This window comes from Georgenia ruanii (assembly GCF_009193175.1).
Taxonomy (GTDB): domain Bacteria; phylum Actinomycetota; class Actinomycetes; order Actinomycetales; family Actinomycetaceae; genus Georgenia; species Georgenia ruanii.
Window position 1 is genome coordinate 41,353 of record NZ_VUKE01000023.1, and the last position, 18,609, is coordinate 59,961.

The 18,609-nt window shown below is 72.8% G+C and carries 15 protein-coding genes and 1 rRNA gene; 2 read left to right on the forward strand and 14 right to left on the reverse strand.

Going from position 1 to position 18,609, the window contains the following annotated elements; translation table 11 throughout:
• Nucleotides 1–2: 2 nt before the first annotated feature.
• Together GD880_RS18010 and GD880_RS18015 are read left to right on the forward strand one after the other, a co-directional pair.
• Complete coding sequence (locus GD880_RS18010) at nt 3–761, forward strand: class II aldolase/adducin family protein (RefSeq protein WP_226909795.1); 759 nt, start codon at nt 3–5, stop codon at nt 759–761.
• Nucleotides 758–1,729 carry a VOC family protein gene (locus GD880_RS18015; RefSeq protein ID WP_152232993.1) on the forward strand — a complete coding sequence of 324 codons (972 nt, stop codon included), beginning with the start codon at nt 758–760 and terminating at the stop codon, nt 1,727–1,729. Before GD880_RS18010 ends, GD880_RS18015 begins: the two co-directional genes overlap by 4 nt.
• Before the next feature lie 18 nt (nt 1,730–1,747).
• Here the strand turns inward: GD880_RS18015 and cimA are convergent, their stop codons facing one another.
• The 14 genes from cimA to rrf form a co-directional block, all read right to left on the reverse strand.
• Nucleotides 1,748–3,277 (reverse strand): citramalate synthase, encoded by a 1,530-nt coding sequence (cimA, locus tag GD880_RS18020; RefSeq protein WP_405002763.1) that lies wholly within the window; start codon nt 3,275–3,277, stop codon nt 1,748–1,750.
• A 564-nt stretch (nt 3,278–3,841) separates the two neighbouring features.
• Entirely contained in the window at nt 3,842–4,996 is a 1,155-nt protein-coding gene (locus tag GD880_RS18025; RefSeq protein WP_152232995.1) for a branched-chain amino acid aminotransferase, read from the reverse strand.
• Nucleotides 4,997–5,113: 117 nt separating this feature from the next.
• Nucleotides 5,114–6,169 carry a 3-isopropylmalate dehydrogenase gene (locus GD880_RS18030; protein ID WP_152232996.1) on the reverse strand — a complete coding sequence of 352 codons (1,056 nt, stop codon included), beginning with the start codon at nt 6,167–6,169 and terminating at the stop codon, nt 5,114–5,116.
• Between the two features lie 142 nt (nt 6,170–6,311).
• On the reverse strand, nt 6,312–7,340 hold the full coding sequence (gene ilvC, locus GD880_RS18035; protein ID WP_152232997.1) for a ketol-acid reductoisomerase: 1,029 nt from the start codon (nt 7,338–7,340) through the stop codon (nt 6,312–6,314).
• 95 nt (nt 7,341–7,435) lie between these two features.
• Nucleotides 7,436–7,969: an acetolactate synthase small subunit gene (gene ilvN / locus GD880_RS18040; RefSeq protein WP_152232998.1), complete on the reverse strand. Its 534-nt coding sequence runs from the start codon at nt 7,967–7,969 to the stop codon at nt 7,436–7,438.
• Nucleotides 7,970–7,982: 13 nt separating this feature from the next.
• Complete coding sequence (locus GD880_RS18045) at nt 7,983–9,848, reverse strand: acetolactate synthase large subunit (RefSeq protein WP_152232999.1); 1,866 nt, start codon at nt 9,846–9,848, stop codon at nt 7,983–7,985.
• Between the two features lie 222 nt (nt 9,849–10,070).
• Nucleotides 10,071–10,835: a 4a-hydroxytetrahydrobiopterin dehydratase gene (locus tag GD880_RS18050; RefSeq protein ID WP_152233000.1), complete on the reverse strand. Its 765-nt coding sequence runs from the start codon at nt 10,833–10,835 to the stop codon at nt 10,071–10,073.
• A 108-nt stretch (nt 10,836–10,943) separates the two neighbouring features.
• Nucleotides 10,944–11,147 (reverse strand): DUF4177 domain-containing protein, encoded by a 204-nt coding sequence (locus GD880_RS18055; protein ID WP_152233001.1) that lies wholly within the window; start codon nt 11,145–11,147, stop codon nt 10,944–10,946.
• A gap of 16 nt (nt 11,148–11,163) precedes the next feature.
• Nucleotides 11,164–11,379: a YbdD/YjiX family protein gene (locus tag GD880_RS18060; RefSeq protein WP_152233002.1), complete on the reverse strand. Its 216-nt coding sequence runs from the start codon at nt 11,377–11,379 to the stop codon at nt 11,164–11,166.
• Nucleotides 11,376–13,682 (reverse strand): carbon starvation CstA family protein, encoded by a 2,307-nt coding sequence (locus GD880_RS18065; protein ID WP_152233003.1) that lies wholly within the window; start codon nt 13,680–13,682, stop codon nt 11,376–11,378. Before GD880_RS18065 ends, GD880_RS18060 begins: the two co-directional genes overlap by 4 nt.
• Before the next feature lie 206 nt (nt 13,683–13,888).
• Nucleotides 13,889–15,598: a dihydroxy-acid dehydratase gene (ilvD, locus tag GD880_RS18070; RefSeq protein ID WP_152233004.1), complete on the reverse strand. Its 1,710-nt coding sequence runs from the start codon at nt 15,596–15,598 to the stop codon at nt 13,889–13,891.
• A 69-nt stretch (nt 15,599–15,667) separates the two neighbouring features.
• On the reverse strand, nt 15,668–17,212 hold the full coding sequence (locus GD880_RS18075) for a peptide MFS transporter (protein ID WP_152233005.1): 1,545 nt from the start codon (nt 17,210–17,212) through the stop codon (nt 15,668–15,670).
• A 159-nt stretch (nt 17,213–17,371) separates the two neighbouring features.
• Entirely contained in the window at nt 17,372–17,929 is a 558-nt protein-coding gene (locus GD880_RS18080; protein WP_152233006.1) for a potassium channel family protein, read from the reverse strand.
• Nucleotides 17,930–18,490: 561 nt separating this feature from the next.
• A 5S ribosomal RNA gene (gene rrf / locus GD880_RS18085) occupies nt 18,491–18,607 on the reverse strand.
• Between the last annotated feature and the right edge of the window lie 2 nt (nt 18,608–18,609).

Consider the following 18,609-nt stretch of genomic DNA (forward strand, 5'->3'; position numbering starts at 1 on the left):
CGGTGGACGACGTCCCGGTGGTGCCGGCGACGGCCGGACGGCCCCTGCCCGCGCCTGGGCGTGCCCCGGCGGCCCCGGGCCCGCCGGGGCACGCCATGCCCCCGGTCGCCGAAGCGGCCGGGCGCCTCCTGGCCCAGGCCGGGCACGCGCTGGCGCGCCACGGCCTGGTCACCGCTTTCGGCCACGTCTCCACCCGCATGGACGGCACCACCTGGGCCATCACCGCGCCGCTGCCGCTGGGCCGGCTCACGCCCGAGGCGGTGCAGGTGCTCGACCTCGCCGCGCCCGACCTCGGCGACGGCGTCCCGCGAGAGGCGTGGATCCACCGGGCCATCGCCCACGTCCGGCCCGACGTCGGCGCGGTGTGCCGGGCGCAGCCGCCCACCGCCACCGCGCTGGCCGCCGCGGGCGTGCCGGTCCGCCCCCTGCACGGCCAGGGCGCGTTCCTGGGCCCCGTGGTCCCGGTGCACGACGACCCCCGGCTCGTGCGCGAGCCGGACGCCGCCGTCCGGCTCGCCGAGACCCTGGGCGCCGCGCCCGCCGTCGTCATGCGCGGCAACGGCGCCGTGACCGTCGGGGGCGACGTCGCTGAGGCGGTCGCCCTCATGTGGGTCCTCGAGCAGTCCGCCCGCCTCACCGCCACCGCCGCCGCCAGCGGCACCCCGCGCCCGCTCGACGACGACGAGCAGGCGGCCTGGCGCACCGTCGCCCCCGAGCTTCTCCACCGGATCTGGAACTACCTCAACGAGGAGGAATCATGATCGAGCTGACCGACATCGCCTACGTCCGTTCCGGCGCCGCCGACCTGCGCACGGCCGTGAGCTTCGCGACCGACATCGTCGGCATGGAGCTGGTCAAGGAGGAGGACGGCGTCGCCTACCTCCGCGCCGACCAGCGGCATCACTGCCTGGCATTCATCGAGGGCCGGTCCGGGGTGCTCAGCTCCGGCTTCGCCGTGCGCGACCTCGACGCCCTCGCCGCCGCCGAGACCGAGCTCGAGCAGATCGGGCTGCGGGTGCGGCGCGGCACGCCCGAGGGGGCGGCCTCGCGCCACGTGCGCGACTACCTCACCTTCGAGGACCCCTTCGGCAACCGGGTCGACCTCGTCGTCGGGCAGGTCACCCTGCCCACCCCGGTGAAGTTCAACCGGACGGCCGGGATCACCGAGTTCGGCCACATCTGCTTCGACGCCCCGGACGTGGAGGAGGCGGGCCGGTTCTGGACCACGCACTTCAACGCCCGGGTGTCCGACTGGGTCACCGGCGGGGCCTGCCTCCTGCGCATCGACCCGGTGCACCACAAGCTCGCCGTCTTCCGGGGCGACCGGCCCGGCCTGTGCCACATCAACTTCCAGGTCGAGTCCATCGACGACGTCATGCGCTCGTGGCACTTCCTCGAGGAGCACGGCGTCGAGATCGAGCAGGGGCCCGGGCGCCACCCGCAGTCCACCGCCGTCTTCCTGTACTTCAAGGGCCCGGAGGGGCTGACCTACGAGTACTCCTACGGCGTGCGGCGCATCGAGGACGACGCCGCGTGGACGCCGCGGTGGTTCGACCCCGAGGAGCCCGGCGCGATCGACATGTGGCTCGGCCCCAAGGCGCGGGTGAGCACGCAGTACCAGGCGCCGGCCGAGGACTGGGACGAGCCGGCCGCGCCGGCGGCCGCCGCGCAGGAGCCGGCCGCACCGGCTGCCGCCGCGCAGGAGCCGGCGGCCGTCCCGACCGCCTGACCTCTCCCGGCGTCGGCCTCAGCGCGGCTCGACGCCGTTGTGCAACAGGCCCCACACCATCGCGTCGGTGAGCGCCTCCCAGCTCGCCTCGATGATGTTCGGCCCCACGCCCACGGTGGACCAGCTGCGCACGGTGTCGGAGGTCTCGATGAGCACGCGGATGATGGCGTCGGTGCCCTGCTGGGAGTCGAGGATCCGGACCTTGTAGTCGGTGAGGGCGAACTCCTCGATCTCGGGGTAGGTGCCCACGAGGGCGCGGCGCAGCGCGTCGTCGAGGGCGTTGACCGGGCCGTTGCCCTCGCCGGTGGCGATGACCCGGCCGCGGCCGGTGCGCAGCTTCACGCTCGCCTCGGCGTCGGTGGGGTTGGCCCCGCCGGGGCGGTGCTCGACGAACGTGCGCCAGCTCTCCACCTCGAAGAACCGCGGGCCCCGCCCGTCGATCTCGGCGCGCAGGAGCAGCTCGAAGGAGGCGTCGGCGGCGTCGTAGGTGTACCCGGCGGCCTCGGCGTCCTTGACGCGCTGGGTGACCCGGCCGAGCAGCTCGCCCTGGCCGGTCAGGTCGAAGCCGAGCTCGCGGCCCTTGAGCTCGACGGAGGCGCGGCCGGCCATCTCCGAGACGAGCATGCGCATGTCGTTGCCGACCGCGACGGGGTCGATGTGCTGGTACAGGTCCGGGTCCACCCGGATGGCGCTGGCGTGCAGGCCGGCCTTGTGGGCGAAGGCGGAGGCGCCCACGTAGGGCTGGCGCCCGTACGGGCTGATGTTGGTGATCTCGGAGATGGCGTGGGAGATGCGGCTCGCCTCCTGCAGCCCGGCGTCGCCGAGCACCTCCCGGTCGAGCTTGAGCTCGAGGTTGGCCACGCAGGTGACGAGGTCGGCGTTGCCGGTGCGCTCGCCGTAGCCGTTGACGGTGCCCTGGACGTGGCGCACCCCGGCGCCCACGGCGGCGAGGGTGTTGGCGACGGCGCAGCCGGAGTCGTTGTGGGCGTGCATGCCCAGCCGGCCGGTGGTCGCCGCACGCACCTCGCCGACGACGGCGGCGACCCAGTCGGGCAGCATGCCGCCGTTGGTGTCGCACAGGACCACTGTCGCCGCGCCGGCGTCGAAGGCGGCCCGCACGCACCGCAGGGCGTAGTCGGGGTCGAAGCGGTACCCGTCGAAGAAGTGCTCGACGTCGACGATGACCTCCCGCCCCAGCCCCACGAGATGACGGACGGTGTCGCCGATCATGCGGAGGTTCTCCTCCGCCGTCGTGCGCAGCGCGCGCTCGACGTGCCGGATGTCGCTCTTGGCCACCAGGGTGACCACGGGCGCCTCCGAGTCGACCAGGGCGCACACCTGGGCGTCCTCGGCGGGGTCGGCGCCGGGCTTGCAGGTGGAACCGAACGCGGCGAGCCGGGCGTGGCGCAGGTCCAGCTCCTTGGCGGCGCGCGCGAAGAACTCGGTGTCCTTGGGGATTGCGCCGGGCCAGCCGCCCTCGATGTAGCCCACGCCCAGCTCGTCCAGCAGGGCAGCGATGGCGAGCTTGTCCGCCACGGACAGGTTCATCCCCTCCTGCTGGGCGCCGTCGCGCAGGGTCGTGTCGTAGACCTGGACGACGTCGGCGGCGGGCTCCTGCCCAGCGTGAGGCGCGGGGTGGGCGAGGCCGGAGGGGGCGACGGTGCTCGACATGCGGGTGCTCCTTGCGAGAGGCCATGGACGGACGGCCGGCGGTGATCCTGCGACGGCGCCCAGCGTCCGGCGGGGGTGGTGCCGGTATCGGTCGCCGCCGGGGCCGTCCCGGCGGCTGCGTCGCCGGGAGTGGTGGCCCCAGCAACAAAAAGACCCCCCGAGGTACGGGAGGTCTGCGCGCCGGGCGGGTGGGCCCGACGCGCTAGCCGATAATCAGCTGGGGCTGCGTCACGCGGTCAGTGTGCCACATGCCACGCGGGATGGGGACCACCGCGGTCAGCATGTGGGCAGGCGCCCCCTTGTGTGGCGCCCGATGCACTCCGGCGCGGCCGTGCTCGGCCCCCGTTCCGCCCGCTCGCGCATGACGTCCGGCACGAGCGGCCGCTCCTGCCCGGTGGTCCCGGAGCGGCCGCCCGGCCGCAACCCGTGCGCCGCACGAGCTCAGACCAGGCGGTACATCCAGTCGTGCGGGTCCTCACGGCGCCCGTAGTGGATGTCGGTCAGCGCGGTGTACAGCTCGGTGGTCGTCGCCCCCGGCCGGCCGTCGGCGACGGTGACGTCGAACCCCTCCCCCGCCAGGCGGCCGATCGGGGTGATGACCGCGGCGGTGCCGCAGGCGAACACCTCGGCGACCTTGCCCGAGCGGAGCTGCTCGAGCAGGCCGGCCAGGTCGATGTCCTCCTCGCGGACCGCCCGGCCCTGGTCGCGCAGCAGCTGGAGGATCGCGGCACGGGTGCCGCCCTCGAGGATGGTGCCCGACAGCGCCGGGGTGCGAACGGTCCCGTCGGCGTCCACGACGAACACGTTCATGCCGCCGAGCTCCTCGAGGTGGGTGCCGGTGACCGCGTCGAGGAAGCAGACCTGCTCGAAGCCCTTGTCGTAGGCCTCGTGCTGGGGCAGCAGCGAGGCGGCGTAGTTGCCGCCGGTCTTGGCCGCGCCCATGCCGCCGGGGCCGACGCGGTGGTAGTCCTGCGCCACCCAGATCGCCACCGGCTCGAAGCCGTTGACGAAGTACGGGCCCACCGGCGAGGCGATGACGAGGTACTCGAACTCGTGCGCCGAGCGCACGCCGAGGAACGCCTCGCTGGCGAACATGAAGGGCCGCAGGTACAGGCTCGAGCCCTCCACGCCGGGCACCCACCGGTCGTCGGCGGCGACGAGGGCGGCGAGGGAGGCGACGAAGTCCTCCTCGGGCAGCTCGGGCATGGCCAGGCGCCGGCCGGAGGCGTTGAACCGGGCGGCGTTGAAGCCGGGCCGGAAGGTCCACACGGAGCCGTCGGCGTGGCGGTAGGCCTTGAGCCCCTCGAAGATCTCCTGGCCGTAGTGCAGGACGGCGGCGGCCGGGGACAGCGTGAGCGTCCCGTACGCCTCGGTGCGCCGGTCGTGCCAGCCGCCCTCCGGGGTCCAGCGCGCACGCGCCATGTGGTCGGTGTGGGCGACGCCGAAGGCCAGGTGGCCCATGACGGCATCGAGGTCGGCGGCCGAGGCGGGCGCCGGGTTGGGGGTGAGCGGGAAGCGGGGGGCGAGCTCGGGGGCGCCGGGCAGCTCGGCGGCGGTGAGCCCGGTCAGCGTGGTGACAGGCGACGGGGTGCTCATGAAGACCTTCTCGAGGGGTGCGGGTGCTGGGACGACGGTATCGCCAACGCCCGCCGGCGTCAGGGCCGGCGGGCGTGGTCGGTGGCCGTCAGGGACGGGGACGGAGGGACGGGCCGGTCAGGCCGGTACTCGGTCCGCCACGCCCGCGGCCAGGGCGTCGCCGACGGCGCTGGTCGAGCGCGCGGTGCCGTCCCGCTCCGCGATGTCGGCGGCCACGGCGTCGCTGATGCGGCGCGCCTCGTCCGTCAGCCCGAGGTGCTCGAGCATGAGGGCGACCGAGAGCACGGTCGCGGTCGGGTCGGCCTTGCCCTGCCCGGCGATGTCGGGGGCGGAGCCGTGCACCGGCTCGAACATCGAGGGCGTGGTGCGGTCGGGGTTGATGTTGCCCGAGGCGGCCAGGCCGATGCCGCCGCTGATCGCCGCGGCGAGGTCGGTGAGGATGTCGCCGAAGAGATTGTCGGTGACGATGACGTCGAACCGGGCGGGGTTCGTGACGAGGAAGATCGTGGCGGCGTCGACGTGCAGGTAGTCGACGGCGACGTCGGGGAACTCCGCGCCGACGGCCTCGACGGTGCGCCGCCACAGGTGCCCGGCGTGGACGAGCACGTTGTGCTTGTGCACGAGGGTGAGCTTCTTGCGCGGGCGGGCCTGGGCGCGGGCGAAGGCGTCGCGCACCACGCGCTCGACGCCGAAGGCGGTGTTCACGGAGACCTCGTTGGCCACCTCGTGCGGGGTGCCCACCCGGATAGCGCCGCCGTTGCCGACGTAGGGGCCCTCCGTGCCCTCGCGCACGACGACGAAGTCGACGTCCCCGGGGTCGGCCAGCGGCGTGGGGACGCCGGGGTAGAGCGTCGAGGGGCGCAGGTTCACGTAGTGGTCCAGGGCGAAGCGCAGCTTGAGGAGCAGCCCGCGCTCGAGGACGCCGGAGGGGACGGTCGGGTCGCCGATGGCGCCGAGCAGGATGGCGTCGTGCTCGCGGATCGCGGCGAGGTCCTCGTCGGTGAGCGTCTCGCCGGTGCGGTGCCAGCGGGCGGCGCCGAGGTCGAAGGGGGTGCGCTCCACGCGCACGTCGGAGCCGGCCAGGGCGACGTCGAGAACCTTCAGCCCCTCGGCCACCACCTCGGGACCGATGCCGTCGCCGGCCACCACTGCGAGCTTGATCGTGCGCGTCATGGCTCATCACCCTACCTCTCCGGTCCACGTTTCGGGACCGCTATCTCATCATGTGACCCGGCAGCGGTGCCGGTGCCGGTACGGCAAGGCGGTGCCGCCGCGGCGCGCGGCCGCGGCGGCACCGCCCGGGAAGCGGGGTGGCTCAGCGGCCGGCGCTGCCCTCGACGTAGTCGGCGTCGCGGGTGTCGGTCCAGGCGAAGAGCTTGCGCAGCTCGCGGCCGACGGGCTCGATCGGGTGCTGCTCGCCCTTGGCGCGCAGCTCCTTGAACTCGGGGGCCCCGGCGTCCTGGTCCTTGATGAAGCGGTCGGCGAAGGCGCCGGACTGGACGTCGGCGAGGACGGCCTTCATGTTCTCCTTCACGTGCGGGTCGATCACCCGCGGGCCGGAGACGTAGTCGCCGTACTCGGCGGTGTCGGAGATCGACCAGCGCTGCTTGGAGATGCCGCCCTCCCACATGAGGTCGACGATGAGCTTCAGCTCGTGCAGCACCTCGAAGTAGGCGACCTCGGGCTGGTAGCCCGCCTCGGTGAGGGTCTCGAAGCCGTACTGGATGAGCTGGGAGACGCCGCCGCAGAGCACGGCCTGCTCGCCGAACAGGTCGGTCTCGGTCTCCTCGGTGAAGGTGGTCTTGATGCCGGCGGCGCGCAGCCCGCCGATCGCCTTGGCGTAGCTCAGCGCGAGGTCCCAGGCCTGCCCGGAGGCGTCCTGCTCGACCGCGACGATCACGGGCACGCCGCGGCCGGCCTCGTACTCGCGGCGCACCGTGTGGCCCGGGCCCTTGGGCGCGACCATGGCGATGTCGTGCCCGGCGCCCGGCTTGATGTAGCCGAAGCGGATGTTGAAGCCGTGCGCGAAGAACAGCGCGGCGTCGGCCTTGAGGTTGGGCTCGATGTCGTCGGCGTACAGCTTCCGCTGCGCCTGGTCGGGGGCGAGGATCATGACGACGTCGGCCTGCTTGACCGCGTCGGCCACGGTGGCGACCGCCAGGCCCTGCTCCTCCGCCTTGGCGCGGGAGGCGGACCCCTCGCGCAGGCCGACGACGACCTCGACGCCGGAGTCACGCAGGTTCAGCGCGTGCGCGTGCCCCTGGCTGCCGTAGCCGATGATGGCGACCTTCTTGGACTGGATGAGCGACAGGTCGGCGTCGTCGTCGTAGAACAGCTCTGCCACGGTGGTACTCCTTCGAACTTGGGTGGGTGGGTCAAGCGTGCCAGGTCCGGCACGGTGCACGGCGTGCCCGTCCGGCCCCTGGCGGTGGGAGGGTGTCAGGCCGGGCGCACGACGCGCTCGGCCGCCCGGTCGGTCATCGAGCGGGAGCCGCGGGCGATGGCCACGGCGCCGGACTGGACGATCTCCCGGATGCCGTGCGGCTCCAGCGCGGCGAGCAGGGCCTTGACCTTGCCCTCCGAGCCGGTGGCCTCGATCGTCACCGCGTCCGGGGCGACGTCGACGACGTGCGCCCGGAAGAGCTCGACGACCTGCAGCACGGCGGTGCGGGAGGCGTCGTCGGCGCGGACCTTGACGAGCAGCAGCTCGCGCTGGACCGAGCTGTCCGGCTCGAGCTCGACGATCTTGAGCACGTTGACCAGCTTGTTGAGCTGCTTGGTCACCTGCTCGAGGGGCAGGTCCGCGGCGTCGACGACCACGGTGATCCGGGAGATCTCCGGGTGCTCGGTCGGCCCCACCGCGAGGGAGTGGATGTTGAAGGCGCGGCGGGCGAAGAGGGCCGCGACGCGCGTGAGCACGCCCGGCTTGTTCTCCACCAGCACCGACAGGGTGTGCCTGTCGCTGAAGCTCATCTGCTGCTCCTGCTCACTCGTCGCGGTCCCACGCGGGCGTGATGCCGCGGGCGTACTGGATGTCGTCGTTGCTCACGCCGGCGGCGACCATGGGCCAGACCATGGCGTCGCGGCTGACCACGAAGTCGACGACGACGGGCTGGTCGTCGATCTCCATGGCGCGCTTGATGGTCGCGTCCACGTCCGCCGTGGAGGTGCAGCGGATCCCGACGCAGCCGTAGGCCTCGGCGAGCTTGACGAAGTCGGGGATGTGGCGGGTCTCGTGCCCGGTGTGCAGGTCGGTGTGGGAGTACCGGCCCTCGTAGAACAGGGTCTGCCACTGGCGGACCATGCCGAGCGAGGAGTTGTTGATCAGCGCGACCTTGATCGGGATGCCCTCCAGGGCGCAGGTGGCCAGCTCCTGGTTGGTCATCTGGAAGCAGCCGTCGCCGTCGATGGCCCACACGGTGGCTTCGGGGCGGCCGACCTTCGCGCCCATGGCGGCCGGGACGGCGTAGCCCATCGTGCCCAGGCCGCCGGAGTTCAGCCACGTGCGCGGGTGCTCGTAGCGGATGAACTGCGCGGCCCACATCTGGTGCTGGCCGACGCCGGAGACGTACACCGCCTCGGGCCCGGCGATCTCCCCCAGCCGGGAGATGACGTGCTGGGGGGCCATGAGCCCGTCCTCCGTCGGCGCCCAGCCGAGCGGGTAGGTGGTCCGCAGGTCGTCGAGCTGCTTCCACCAGGCCTCGAGGTCCGGCCGGCCATGATGGGCGTGGGCGGCCTTGACCTCGACGACGAGGTCGGCGACGACCTCCTTGAGGTCGCCGACGATCGGCACGTCGGCGTAGCGGTTCTTGGAGATCTCGGCCGGGTCGATGTCGGCGTGCACGATGGTCGCCCTGGGGGCGAAGCTGTCGAGCTTGCCGGTGACGCGGTCGTCGAAGCGGGCGCCCAGGGCGACGATGAGGTCGGCCTGCTGCAGGGCGGCGACGGCGGCGACGGTGCCGTGCATGCCCGGCATCCCCAGGTTCTGCGGGTGGGAGTCGGGCACGGCGCCGCGGGCCATCAGGGTGGTGACGACGGCCGCCCCGGAGAGGTCGACCAGCTGCCGGAGCTCGGGACCGGCGTTGGCGCGGATCGAGCCGCCGCCGACGTAGAGCACCGGGCGCCGGGCGGTGGCCAGCAGCCGGGCGGCCTCGCGGACCTGGCGCGCGTGCGGCTTGGTCACCGGGTGGTAGCCGGGCAGGTCCATCTGCGGCGGCCAGGTGAAGGTGGCGCCGGCCTGCTGGGCCGACTTGGCGATGTCGACCAGCACCGGGCCCGGCCGGCCGGTGGAGGCGATGTAGAACGCCTCGGCGATGCGGGCCGGGATCTCCTCGGCGTCGGTGACCAGGAAGGAGTGCTTGGTCACCGGCATGGTGGCGCCGACGATGTCGGCCTCCTGGAAGGCGTCGGTGCCGATCATCGAGGCCCCGACCTGCCCGGTGATGGCGACGACGGGCACGGAGTCCATGTGGGCGTCGGCCAGGGCGGTGATGAGGTTGGTCGCCCCGGGCCCGGAGGTCGCCATGCAGACCCCGACCTTGCCGGTGGCGGCCGCGTACCCGGTGGCGGCGTGCCCGGCGCCCTGCTCGTGGCGCACGAGGATGTGGCGCACCTTGGTCGAGTCGTACAGCGGGTCGTAGGTGGGCAGGATCGCCCCGCCCGGCATGCCGAAGATCGTGTCGACGCCCACCTCCTCGAGGGCGCGCACGATGTTCCGGGCGCCGGTGGACGGCTCGGAGACCTGGGCCACCGACGGGGCGGCCGTCGGCGCGGCCGTCGGCGCCATGCGGACGGGAGCGGCCGGTGCCTGACCGGCGGGGCGCGGCGGCGCCGGATGCGGTGCCTTGGCCATGGTGTGCCTCCTACGTGGTGCGGACTGGTCGACGTGCTGGCATGAAAAAACCCCTCGGTCCGCCGGGGCGGGGTGCTCGAGGGGTGCGCGACAGGCTCGGCTCACCGAGCGGCTGCGCGCCGCCGAAGTACGTCTACCCGGAACTGCATGACGCCCACGATAGCGATCCGGGCGCCCGACGTCACGCTCCACACAGTCCGTCTCACATCGTGGATCACGGGTTCATCTCGTGGACGGCGGCGGTTGCCACGTGCACAGGCGCACCCGGGTGCCGTCCGGGTCCTCGACCACCCACCGGGCGGGGGCGTCCGCGTCGTCGACGAGCCGCCCGCCGGCCTCCAGCGCGGCGCGCAGGCGGGTCGGGGCGAGGTCGTGGGGCACGTGGACGTCGAGGAGCACCCCGCCGACGGCGACCTCGGCGTCATCGTCCCTGCCCGTGGCGCCGGCGTCGTCGACGCCGGCGCGGCCGCCTCCGGCCGCCGCGGCCGGCCGGCCCACCTGGTGCAGCCGGAGGGTGGGGCCCCGTCCGGCCGGGTCGGCGAGCACGACCGCCGTCGGGGCGTCGGCGCCGGCGCCGGCGCCGGGCACCGTCGGCGGCCGGTAGCCGAGCACGGCGGCCCAGAACCGCCGCGCGGCCGGGGGCTCCCCGACGCCCACGGTCACCTCGACCTGCTGGGTCCGGCCGGGCTCCGCCGTCAGCCCGAGCTCGGCGGCGACGGCGGAGACGCGCCGGGCCAGGCGCACGTCCCGCTCGGTCAGCCCGCCGGCGTCGTGGGTGACGCTGCGCACGTGCACCCGGAAGTAGCGCACGTCGAGGTCGGGGTGGTGGTCCAGCTCGTCGGCGATCTCGCCGACCCGGCGGACCAGCTCGATGCCGCGGGCGAGGGTGCCGGTGCGGAAGGTGGCGTGGAGCCGGCCCGCGACGACGCGCCAGTCCCCCAGGCCCTCGCGGCCCTGCACCTCCGCCGCCGTCAGCACCGTCGCCATCGTCCCAGGGTGGCACCGGAGCGCGACCGGGTCGAGGAGCAATGTGCACGGAGACCGAGCCGCGGGCGGCGGGCGCCGGGCGGCGAGCGGCGTGCGGCGAGAGCGGTCTCAGCCGGTCGCGCGCTCGAGGGTCACGAGCAGGCCCTCGACGCCGCCGGGGCCCACCCGGCCCTTGACGTCCACGGAGGTGATGGCCTTGAGCTGCCAGCCCTTGCGCGCGTGCTCGTTGAGCAGCTTCTGGAGCTTGTCGCCGGAGATCTTCGCGCCGATGAGCCCCTCGCGGAGCTGGACCACCTTGTACTCGTAGGCCATCGGGCCCCTCCTCGTCTCAGCAGCAGCGCGCGCCGGGGTGGGCGTCCTGCTCGGCCCACCGCTGGCGCCAGAACTCCTTCTCGGTGGGCACCGGGGCACCGGGGTGCGTCCGGCGCAGGTGGGCGACGTAGCGCTCGTAGTCCCGGTCGCCCATCAACGTGGTGACGTACCAGCGCACGCCGCGCACGGCGCGGGCCAGCGCCGCGCCCGGGACGGGAGCCTGCGCGGTCATCGTGGCCGCTCCGCCGCGTTCGCCTGGGCCCGGTTCTGCGCGTGGCCCTCGGCGCCGTGGAAGACACCCTCGGGATCGACCTCGAGCCACTCCCGCTCGATGTCCTTCTCCATCTTCGTGGCCACCAGGCCGCTCGGGGCGAACCGGTGCGAGGGCTCGTCGCCCTCCTCGGTGGTGGGCAGCCCGCCCGCCCGCACGGAGCGGACGACCATGACCATCCCGGCGAAGAAGACGATGAGCACGAGCACGGCGAACAGCGCCTGCAGCGTGGTCTGGATGTAGGTGTTGCGGATGACCGCGTCCATGGCGGCGGGATCGGCCGCGGTCCCCAGACTGGTCTGCCCGGCCGCCCTGGCCTCGACGAACCGGCGGTTCTGCGCCCAGTACCCGATCGCCGGGTCGGGGCTGAAGACCTTCTCGTACGAGGCCGTCATGGTCACGATGAGGTCCCACGCCAGCGGCACGCCGGGGATCCACGCCCACCGGTAGAGCTTCTTCTTCATCACGACGACGAACACGACCGTCAGCGCGATGGCCGCCAGCAGCTGGTTGGAGATGCCGAACAGCGGGAAGAGGGTGTTGATGCCGCCCAGCGGGTCGGTCACGCCCATGAGGAGGATCGCGCCCCACAGGGCCACGACGACGGCGGAGGCGCCCCAGGCCCCCACCCGCCACGACGGGTCACGGAACTTCCGGAACGACCCGCCCAGGTTCCCCAGGGTGTCGGTGAGCATGAAGCGCGCCACCCGGGTGCCGGCGTCGACCGTGGTGAGGATGAACAGGGCCTCGAACATGATGGCGAAGTGGTACCAGAATGCCTTGAGGGCGTCCCCGCCGAGGGCGCTGGCGAACACCTGCGACATGCCGAAGGCCAGGGTCGGCGCCCCGCCCGTGCGCGAGATGATGGAGTGCTCCCCCACGCTCTGGGCGGCGCCGGCGATCGCCGCCGGGGTCGTGTCCGGGGCGCCGAGGCCGAGGCCGTTGACGTACGCGGCGGCCGTCGCCGGCGTCCCGCCGGTCACCGTGGCCGGCGCGTTCATGGCGAAGTAGAGGTGCTGGTCGATGACGACCGCGGTCACCAGCGCCATGACGGCGACGAAGGACTCGGTGAGCATGCCGCCGTAGCCGATGATCTTCGCCTGGCTCTCCTTCTCCAGCATTTTCGGCGTCGTGCCGGAGGCGATGAGCGAGTGGAACCCGGAGAGCGCGCCGCAGGCGATGGTGATGAAGAGGAACGGGAAGAGCTTGCCCGCGAACGCCGGCCCCGTCCCCGCCAGGGCGAAGTGGCTCACGGCCGGCGCCTCCACCTGCGGGCCGACCCACAGGATGCCGATGGCGAGCAGCGCGATGGTGCCGACCTTCATGTAGGTCGAGAGGTAGTCGCGCGGGGCCAGCAGCAGCCACACCGGCAGCACGGAGGCAGCGAAACCGTAGATGATCAGGCACCACGCCAGGGCGACCTTGCTCAGGGTCAGGTACTCCTGGCCCCAGGCAGTGTTGTTGACCCAACCGCCGGCGACGATGGCGAGCAGCAGCAGCGCGACGCCGATGGCGGAGACCTCGGCCACCCGGCCCGGCCGGAGGTAGCGGAGGTAGACGCCCATGAACAGCGCGATCGGGATGGTCATCGCGAGGGAGAAGACGCCCCAGGGGCTCTCGGCGAGGGCGTTGACGACGACGAGGCCGAGCACCGCGATGATGATGATCATGATGGCGAACACGCCGATCAGGCCCGCGGCCCCGCCGATGGTGCCGGTCTCGTCGCGCACCATCTGGCCCAGGGACCGGCCGCGGCGGCGCGTGGACAGGGTCAGGACGAGGTAGTCCTGCACCGCCCCCGCCAGCACCGCGCCGATGACGATCCAGATGAGGCTGGGCAGGTACCCCATCTGCGCGGCCAGGACGGGCCCGACGAGCGGACCGGCACCGGCGATGGCGGCGAAGTGGTGGCCGAAGAGCACCCGCCGGTCGGTCGGGTCGTAGTCCTTGCCGTTGTGGTAGACCTCGGCAGGGGTGGCGCGGTCGTCCCGCGGCCGGACCACCTTGTACTCGACGAGCCGGGCGTAGAACCGGTAGGCGACGATGTAGGTGCCCACCGCCGCGATGACGAACCACCGAGCGTTGACGGCCTCGCCGCGCACGAGGGCGAGCAACGCCCAGGCGACCGCGGCAACCAGGGCGATCGCGGCGAAGAGGAGCTTCTTCCGGGGCGTCATCGGGCTGCGGTCGACGACGGCGACGGGCGGCCGGTTCGGGTCGGTCCGGATCACGGTGACGTGCTCAGAGACCTTGGTGTCCAACATCTTCGTCGTTCCTCTCCCCCTGGCTCCGCGGCGGTGCCGCGGTCGGCGGGCGGGCGCGAGCGCCCGCCCGCCGGGTGCCGACGCCTACCCTTATACACCCGCCGTGTCCGCGGTCACATCCGGGGGCGAACGGGGCGTGCCACGGCGAGGACGCAAACGGCGGCCCGCACCGTCCGGTGCGGGCCGCCGTGGCGTCAGGGGCGGGCCTACTCGAGGATCGCGCCGCGTGAGGCCGACTTGACCAGCTTGGTGTACTTGCCCAGCACGCCGCGGGTGAACTTCGGGGCCACGGGCTCCCAGCCCTTGCGCCGCTCGGCGAGCTCGGCCTCGTCCACCAGCAGGTCGAGCGTGCCGTCGGCGACGTCGAGGCGGATGCGGTCGCCGTCGCGGACGAAGGCGATGGGGCCGCCGTCGACCGCCTCGGGGGCGATGTGGCCGACGCACAGGCCGGTGGTGCCGCCGGAGAAGCGACCGTCGGTCATCAGGAGGACGTCCTTGCCGAGCCCGGCGCCCTTGATCGCGCCGGTGATCGCGAGCATCTCGCGCATGCCCGGGCCGCCCTTGGGCCCCTCGTAGCGGATGACGACGACGTCGCCGTGGGTGATCGTGCCGTCCTCGAGCGCGTCCATGGCCGCCCGCTCGCGGTCGAAGACCCGGGCGGTGCCCTCGAAGACACTGCTCTCGAAGCCGGCCGACTTCACGACGGCACCCTCGGGCGCCAGCGAGCCGTGGAGGACGGTGATCCCGCCCGTGGGGGCGATGGGGTCGCTCGCCGGGCGCAGCACCTTGCCGTCCGGGGTCTCGGGCCGCAGCTTCTCGAGGTTCTCGGCGATGGTCTTGCCGGTGACGGTCATGCAGTCCCCGTCCAGCAGGCCCTCGTCCAGCAGCGTCTTCATGACGACCTGGATGCCGCCGACCCGGTCGACGTCGTTCATCACGTACTGGCCGTAGGGCTTGAGGTTGGCCAGGTGCGGGACCTTCGCGCCGATGCGGGCGAAGTCCTCGAGCGTGAGGTCGACGTCGGCCTCGTGCGCGATGGCGAGCAGGTGGAGCACGGCGTTGGTGGAGCCGCCGAAGGCCTGGACCACCGCGATGGCGTTCTCGAAGGCCGCCTTGGTCATGATGTCGTGACTGGTGATGCCCTGCCGCAGCAGCTCGACGACGGCCTCGCCGGCGCGGTGCGCGGCGGCGTCGCGGCGCCGGTCCGCCGAGGGCGGGGTGGCCGAGCCGGGGATGGACATGCCCATCGCCTCGGCCACGGTGGCCATGGTGTTGGCGGTGTAGTACCCGCCGCAGGCGCCCTCGCCCGGGCAGATGGCCCGCTCGATGCGGCCGAGGTCCTCGTGGCTCATCAGGCCGCGCGAGCACGCGCCGACCGCCTCGAAGGCGTCGATGATCGTGACGTCCTTCTCGGTGCCGTCGCTGAGCTTGACGTGGCCGGGCATGATCGAGCCGGCGTAGATGAAGACGCTGGCCAGGTCGAGCCGGGCGGCCGCCATGAGCATCCCGGGCAGGGACTTGTCGCAGCCGGCGAGCAGCACCGAGCCGTCCAGCCGCTCTGCCTGCATGACGGTCTCGACCGAGTCGGCGATGATGTCGCGCGAGACGAGGGAGAAGTGCATGCCCTCGTGGCCCATCGAGATGCCGTCCGAGACCGAGATGGTGCCGAACTGCAGCGGGTAGCCGCCCCCGGTGAACACGCCCTCCTTGGCCGCCTGCGCGAGGCGGTTGAGGGAGAGGTTGCAAGGGGTGATCTCGTTCCAGGAGCTGGCGATCCCGATCTGGGGCTTGGCGAAGTCCTCGTCCCCCATGCCCACGGCGCGCAGCATCCCGCGGGAGGCCGTGGCTTCGATGCCGTCGGTGACCTGGCGGCTGCGGGGCTTGATGTCCGGCCGGGCCGGCGCGTCGGTGCTCATGCGGGGAGTCTAGGACGCGTCACCGACGTCACAGGTGTGCGGGTCGCAGTGCGGACGCCGTGCGGCCGGTCAGGACTCCAGCGCCGCCTCCGACGTCGTCTCGGCGCCGGCGCGGATGTGCCGGGTGACCCACGGCGACAGGGCCAGCAGGATCAGCGCGATGACCAGCGCGACCACGCCGATGCTGCCGAAGTAGGCGGAGTCGGAGGTGCCCTCGGTGACCTGGACGAGCTGGGCAGTGATCGCCTGGCCGGCCGCGGGCGCGAGGAACCACAGCGCCATGGCCTGGCTGCGGAACGCGGCGGGTGCCAACAGGGTGGTGGCGGCGAGGCCGACCGGGGACAGGCACAGCTCGCCGAGGGTCTGCAGGAGATAGGTCAGGCCGAGGACCCACGGCGGGGCGAGGGTGTCGGCGTAGACGGCCGACATGGCGGAGAGGAACAGGAAGGACAGCGCCGCCAGGCCCAGCCCCAGCGCGAACTTCACGGCCGTGTGCGGGCGGCCCTGCAGCCGGTCCCACAGGGCGGCGAAGGCCGGCGCGAGGATCACGATGAGGAGGGGGTTGATCGACTGGAACAGCTCCGGCGCCAGGGTGATCCCGAAGACGCTCAGCTGGGTGCGGTTCTCGGCGAAGGCGGCCATCGTCGTCGCGGCCTGCTCGAAGATCATCCAGAACAGCATCGCCGCGATGAACAGCGGAATGTACGCGACAACCCGGGACCGCTCGTGGTCGGTCACCCGCGGGGAGCGGTACATCACGATGAAGTAGATCACCGGGGTGGCGAAGGCGAGGATCGACATCGTGTCGATGAACGTCGTCAGCAGCGTGCCGCGCGTGACGAGGTGGACGACGGCGACCAGCGCCGCGATCACGACCAGGCCGATGACGCCCCAGCGCAGCACGGCGGGGCCCTCGTGCGGCTGGAGCCGGTTCGGCACCGTGTCCCCGGCCCCGCCGAGCAGACGGCGGCCGCCGACGAAGAACGCCAGGGCCAGGGCCATGCCGATCGCCGCGACGGCGAACCCGGCGTGGTACCCGCCCCAGGCCCGGGCGAGCCCGACGAGGAACGGCGCCGCCAGGGACCCGAGGTTGATGCCCATGTAGAAGATCGAGAAGCCGCCGTCCCGGCGCGGGTCGCCACGGTCGTACAGCTCGCCGACCATGCTCGAGACGTTGGGCTTGAGCAGCCCGGTTCCCAGCGCCACGCACGCGATGCCGGCGAAGGACGACGGCGCCGCGGGGATGGTCAGCAGCACGTGGCCGGCGGCGATGACGATGCCGCCGTAGAGCACCGAGCGGCGCGCCCCGATGACGCGGTCCGCCATCCAGCCGCCCACGACGGACAGCAGGTACACGGACGTGCCGTAGATGGACACGAGGGCCAGCCCGCTGGTCTGGGCGATGCCGAGACCGCCGTTGGCGACGGCGTCCGTGAGGTAATACAGCAGGATCGCGCGCATGCCGTAGTAGCTGAAACGCTCCCACAGCTCGGTGCTGAACAGCGTCATGAGGCCGAGCGGGTGCCCGAAGAAGGCGTGATCCCGCGGCACGCGAGCCGCCGTGCCAGCGGTGCTGGGCACGTCGTGATTCGTGGACGGCTGGGGGTCGGACATGTCGTGGCCTATCGAGTGTGCGCGGGATGGGCGGGCGTCCTGTCACACGCGCGCCCGGCTCCGTCCGAGCATGCGCCCGGGGCCAGGGCGTCGCAATCGGACCTCGCACAACGCTTTCGAGCGACGACCCCGAAGGCGGCCATCCTCCGCGCCGCTCCCTCAGCCCGGGTCGTCGCCCTCCGAACCGTCCTCGCGGCCCAGCCGGCGCAGCCCCCGCTGCATGGCGCCGACGAGGACGCGCGCAAGCAGCCCCACCAGGATCAGCCCGCCGACCATCTGCAGGGTCACTGCCAGCCGCGCCCCCTCCGTGCGCGCGACGATGTCGCCGAAGCCCACGGTCGCAAATGTCGTGACCGCGAAGTAGAGGGCGTCAAACCGGTCCAGCGGCTCGCTAAAGGCGGAGGGGTTGGAACGTGAGAGGGCTACGTAGACACTGGAGAAGAGAACCAGGAAGAACGGCACCACCGTGGCCACGACCTCGATCGCCCGCAGGCGCGGATAGGGCGACACCGTGACCGCCCGGACCTGGAGGACCATGAGCCCCAGGAGCACGACCAGCCCAAGGACCAGCAGGACGAGCGCCGGCGTCGATGCGTGGTCCAACGGCACCGCGAAGTAGACGACGAGCAGCGCGCCCGCGACGAGCACCGGACGCAGGGCCGCCTTCGTCCGCGGCCACCCGCCGCGCGGCCGGGGCCCGTCGCTCGCCTCACCCATGGCGGGCCGGGCCGCCTGCCGGCACCTGGCGGACCGCCCGTGGACCACCGTCGGAACTCGGCAGCCCGCGCCGAAGGTGCCGCTGTGGCTCACGAACGCAGCGCGCCATCACGCCCCCGACAGACCAGCCTTCACCTGCAATCCCCTCGCCCCGGACCCGCCCGGCGACCACGCCCGGTGTCGCCGGCCGGCGCGACGAAGCTCGCTCTTCACGGTAGCCGCGCCGTACCCGCCATCTCAATGACGGCGAACAGTCCGCCGCCGGGAATCAGCCGGCCGGCCCCAGGAACCTGCTCGCCTCTGCACGAGGCAGTTCGCCTCCTGCCGCGCAGCCGGCGCCACACCGACGCCCAGAACCGGTTGGCCGAGGCAAGACACGGCGACCGGCGCGCACTCGAAGCCCATGCCGATGTCGACGACACGGCGGGGGCAGGGCTCTGTCGACCCTGACTCGTGGCGAGGCACGGAATGAACGGCAACGCGAACCAGGACCGTTGTCTCCATTCGGGCCCAGGCACGCAGAAAGGCCCCCACGGGTGTGGGGGCCTTTCTGGAATGGGTGTTCGGCGGTGTCCTACTCTCCCACACGGTCTCCCGTGCAGTACCATCGGCGCTGAGGGGCTTAGCTTCCGGGTTCGGAATGGGACCGGGCGTTTCCCCCTCGCTATGACCGCCGTAAC

What these genes read in the sequence shown, in the direction of transcription:
- GD880_RS18015 (WP_152232993.1), top strand. Translation starts at nt 758, where the DNA reads ATGATCGAGCTGACCGACATCGCCTACGTCCGTTCCGGCGCCGCCGAC.
- cimA (WP_405002763.1), bottom strand. Translation starts at nt 3,277, where the DNA reads ATGAACCTGTCCGTGGCGGACAAGCTCGCCATCGCTGCCCTGCTGGAC.
- GD880_RS18025 (WP_152232995.1), bottom strand. Translation starts at nt 4,996, where the DNA reads ATGAGCACCCCGTCGCCTGTCACCACGCTGACCGGGCTCACCGCCGCC.
- GD880_RS18030 (WP_152232996.1), bottom strand. Translation starts at nt 6,169, where the DNA reads ATGACGCGCACGATCAAGCTCGCAGTGGTGGCCGGCGACGGCATCGGT.
- ilvN (WP_152232998.1), bottom strand. Translation starts at nt 7,969, where the DNA reads ATGAGCTTCAGCGACAGGCACACCCTGTCGGTGCTGGTGGAGAACAAG.
- GD880_RS18045 (WP_152232999.1), bottom strand. Translation starts at nt 9,848, where the DNA reads ATGGCCAAGGCACCGCATCCGGCGCCGCCGCGCCCCGCCGGTCAGGCA.
- GD880_RS18050 (WP_152233000.1), bottom strand. Translation starts at nt 10,835, where the DNA reads ATGGCGACGGTGCTGACGGCGGCGGAGGTGCAGGGCCGCGAGGGCCTG.
- GD880_RS18055 (WP_152233001.1), bottom strand. Translation starts at nt 11,147, where the DNA reads ATGGCCTACGAGTACAAGGTGGTCCAGCTCCGCGAGGGGCTCATCGGC.
- GD880_RS18060 (WP_152233002.1), bottom strand. Translation starts at nt 11,379, where the DNA reads ATGACCGCGCAGGCTCCCGTCCCGGGCGCGGCGCTGGCCCGCGCCGTG.
- GD880_RS18065 (WP_152233003.1), bottom strand. Translation starts at nt 13,682, where the DNA reads ATGTTGGACACCAAGGTCTCTGAGCACGTCACCGTGATCCGGACCGAC.
- ilvD (WP_152233004.1), bottom strand. Translation starts at nt 15,598, where the DNA reads ATGAGCACCGACGCGCCGGCCCGGCCGGACATCAAGCCCCGCAGCCGC.
- GD880_RS18075 (WP_152233005.1), bottom strand. Translation starts at nt 17,212, where the DNA reads ATGTCCGACCCCCAGCCGTCCACGAATCACGACGTGCCCAGCACCGCT.
- GD880_RS18080 (WP_152233006.1), bottom strand. Translation starts at nt 17,929, where the DNA reads ATGGGTGAGGCGAGCGACGGGCCCCGGCCGCGCGGCGGGTGGCCGCGG.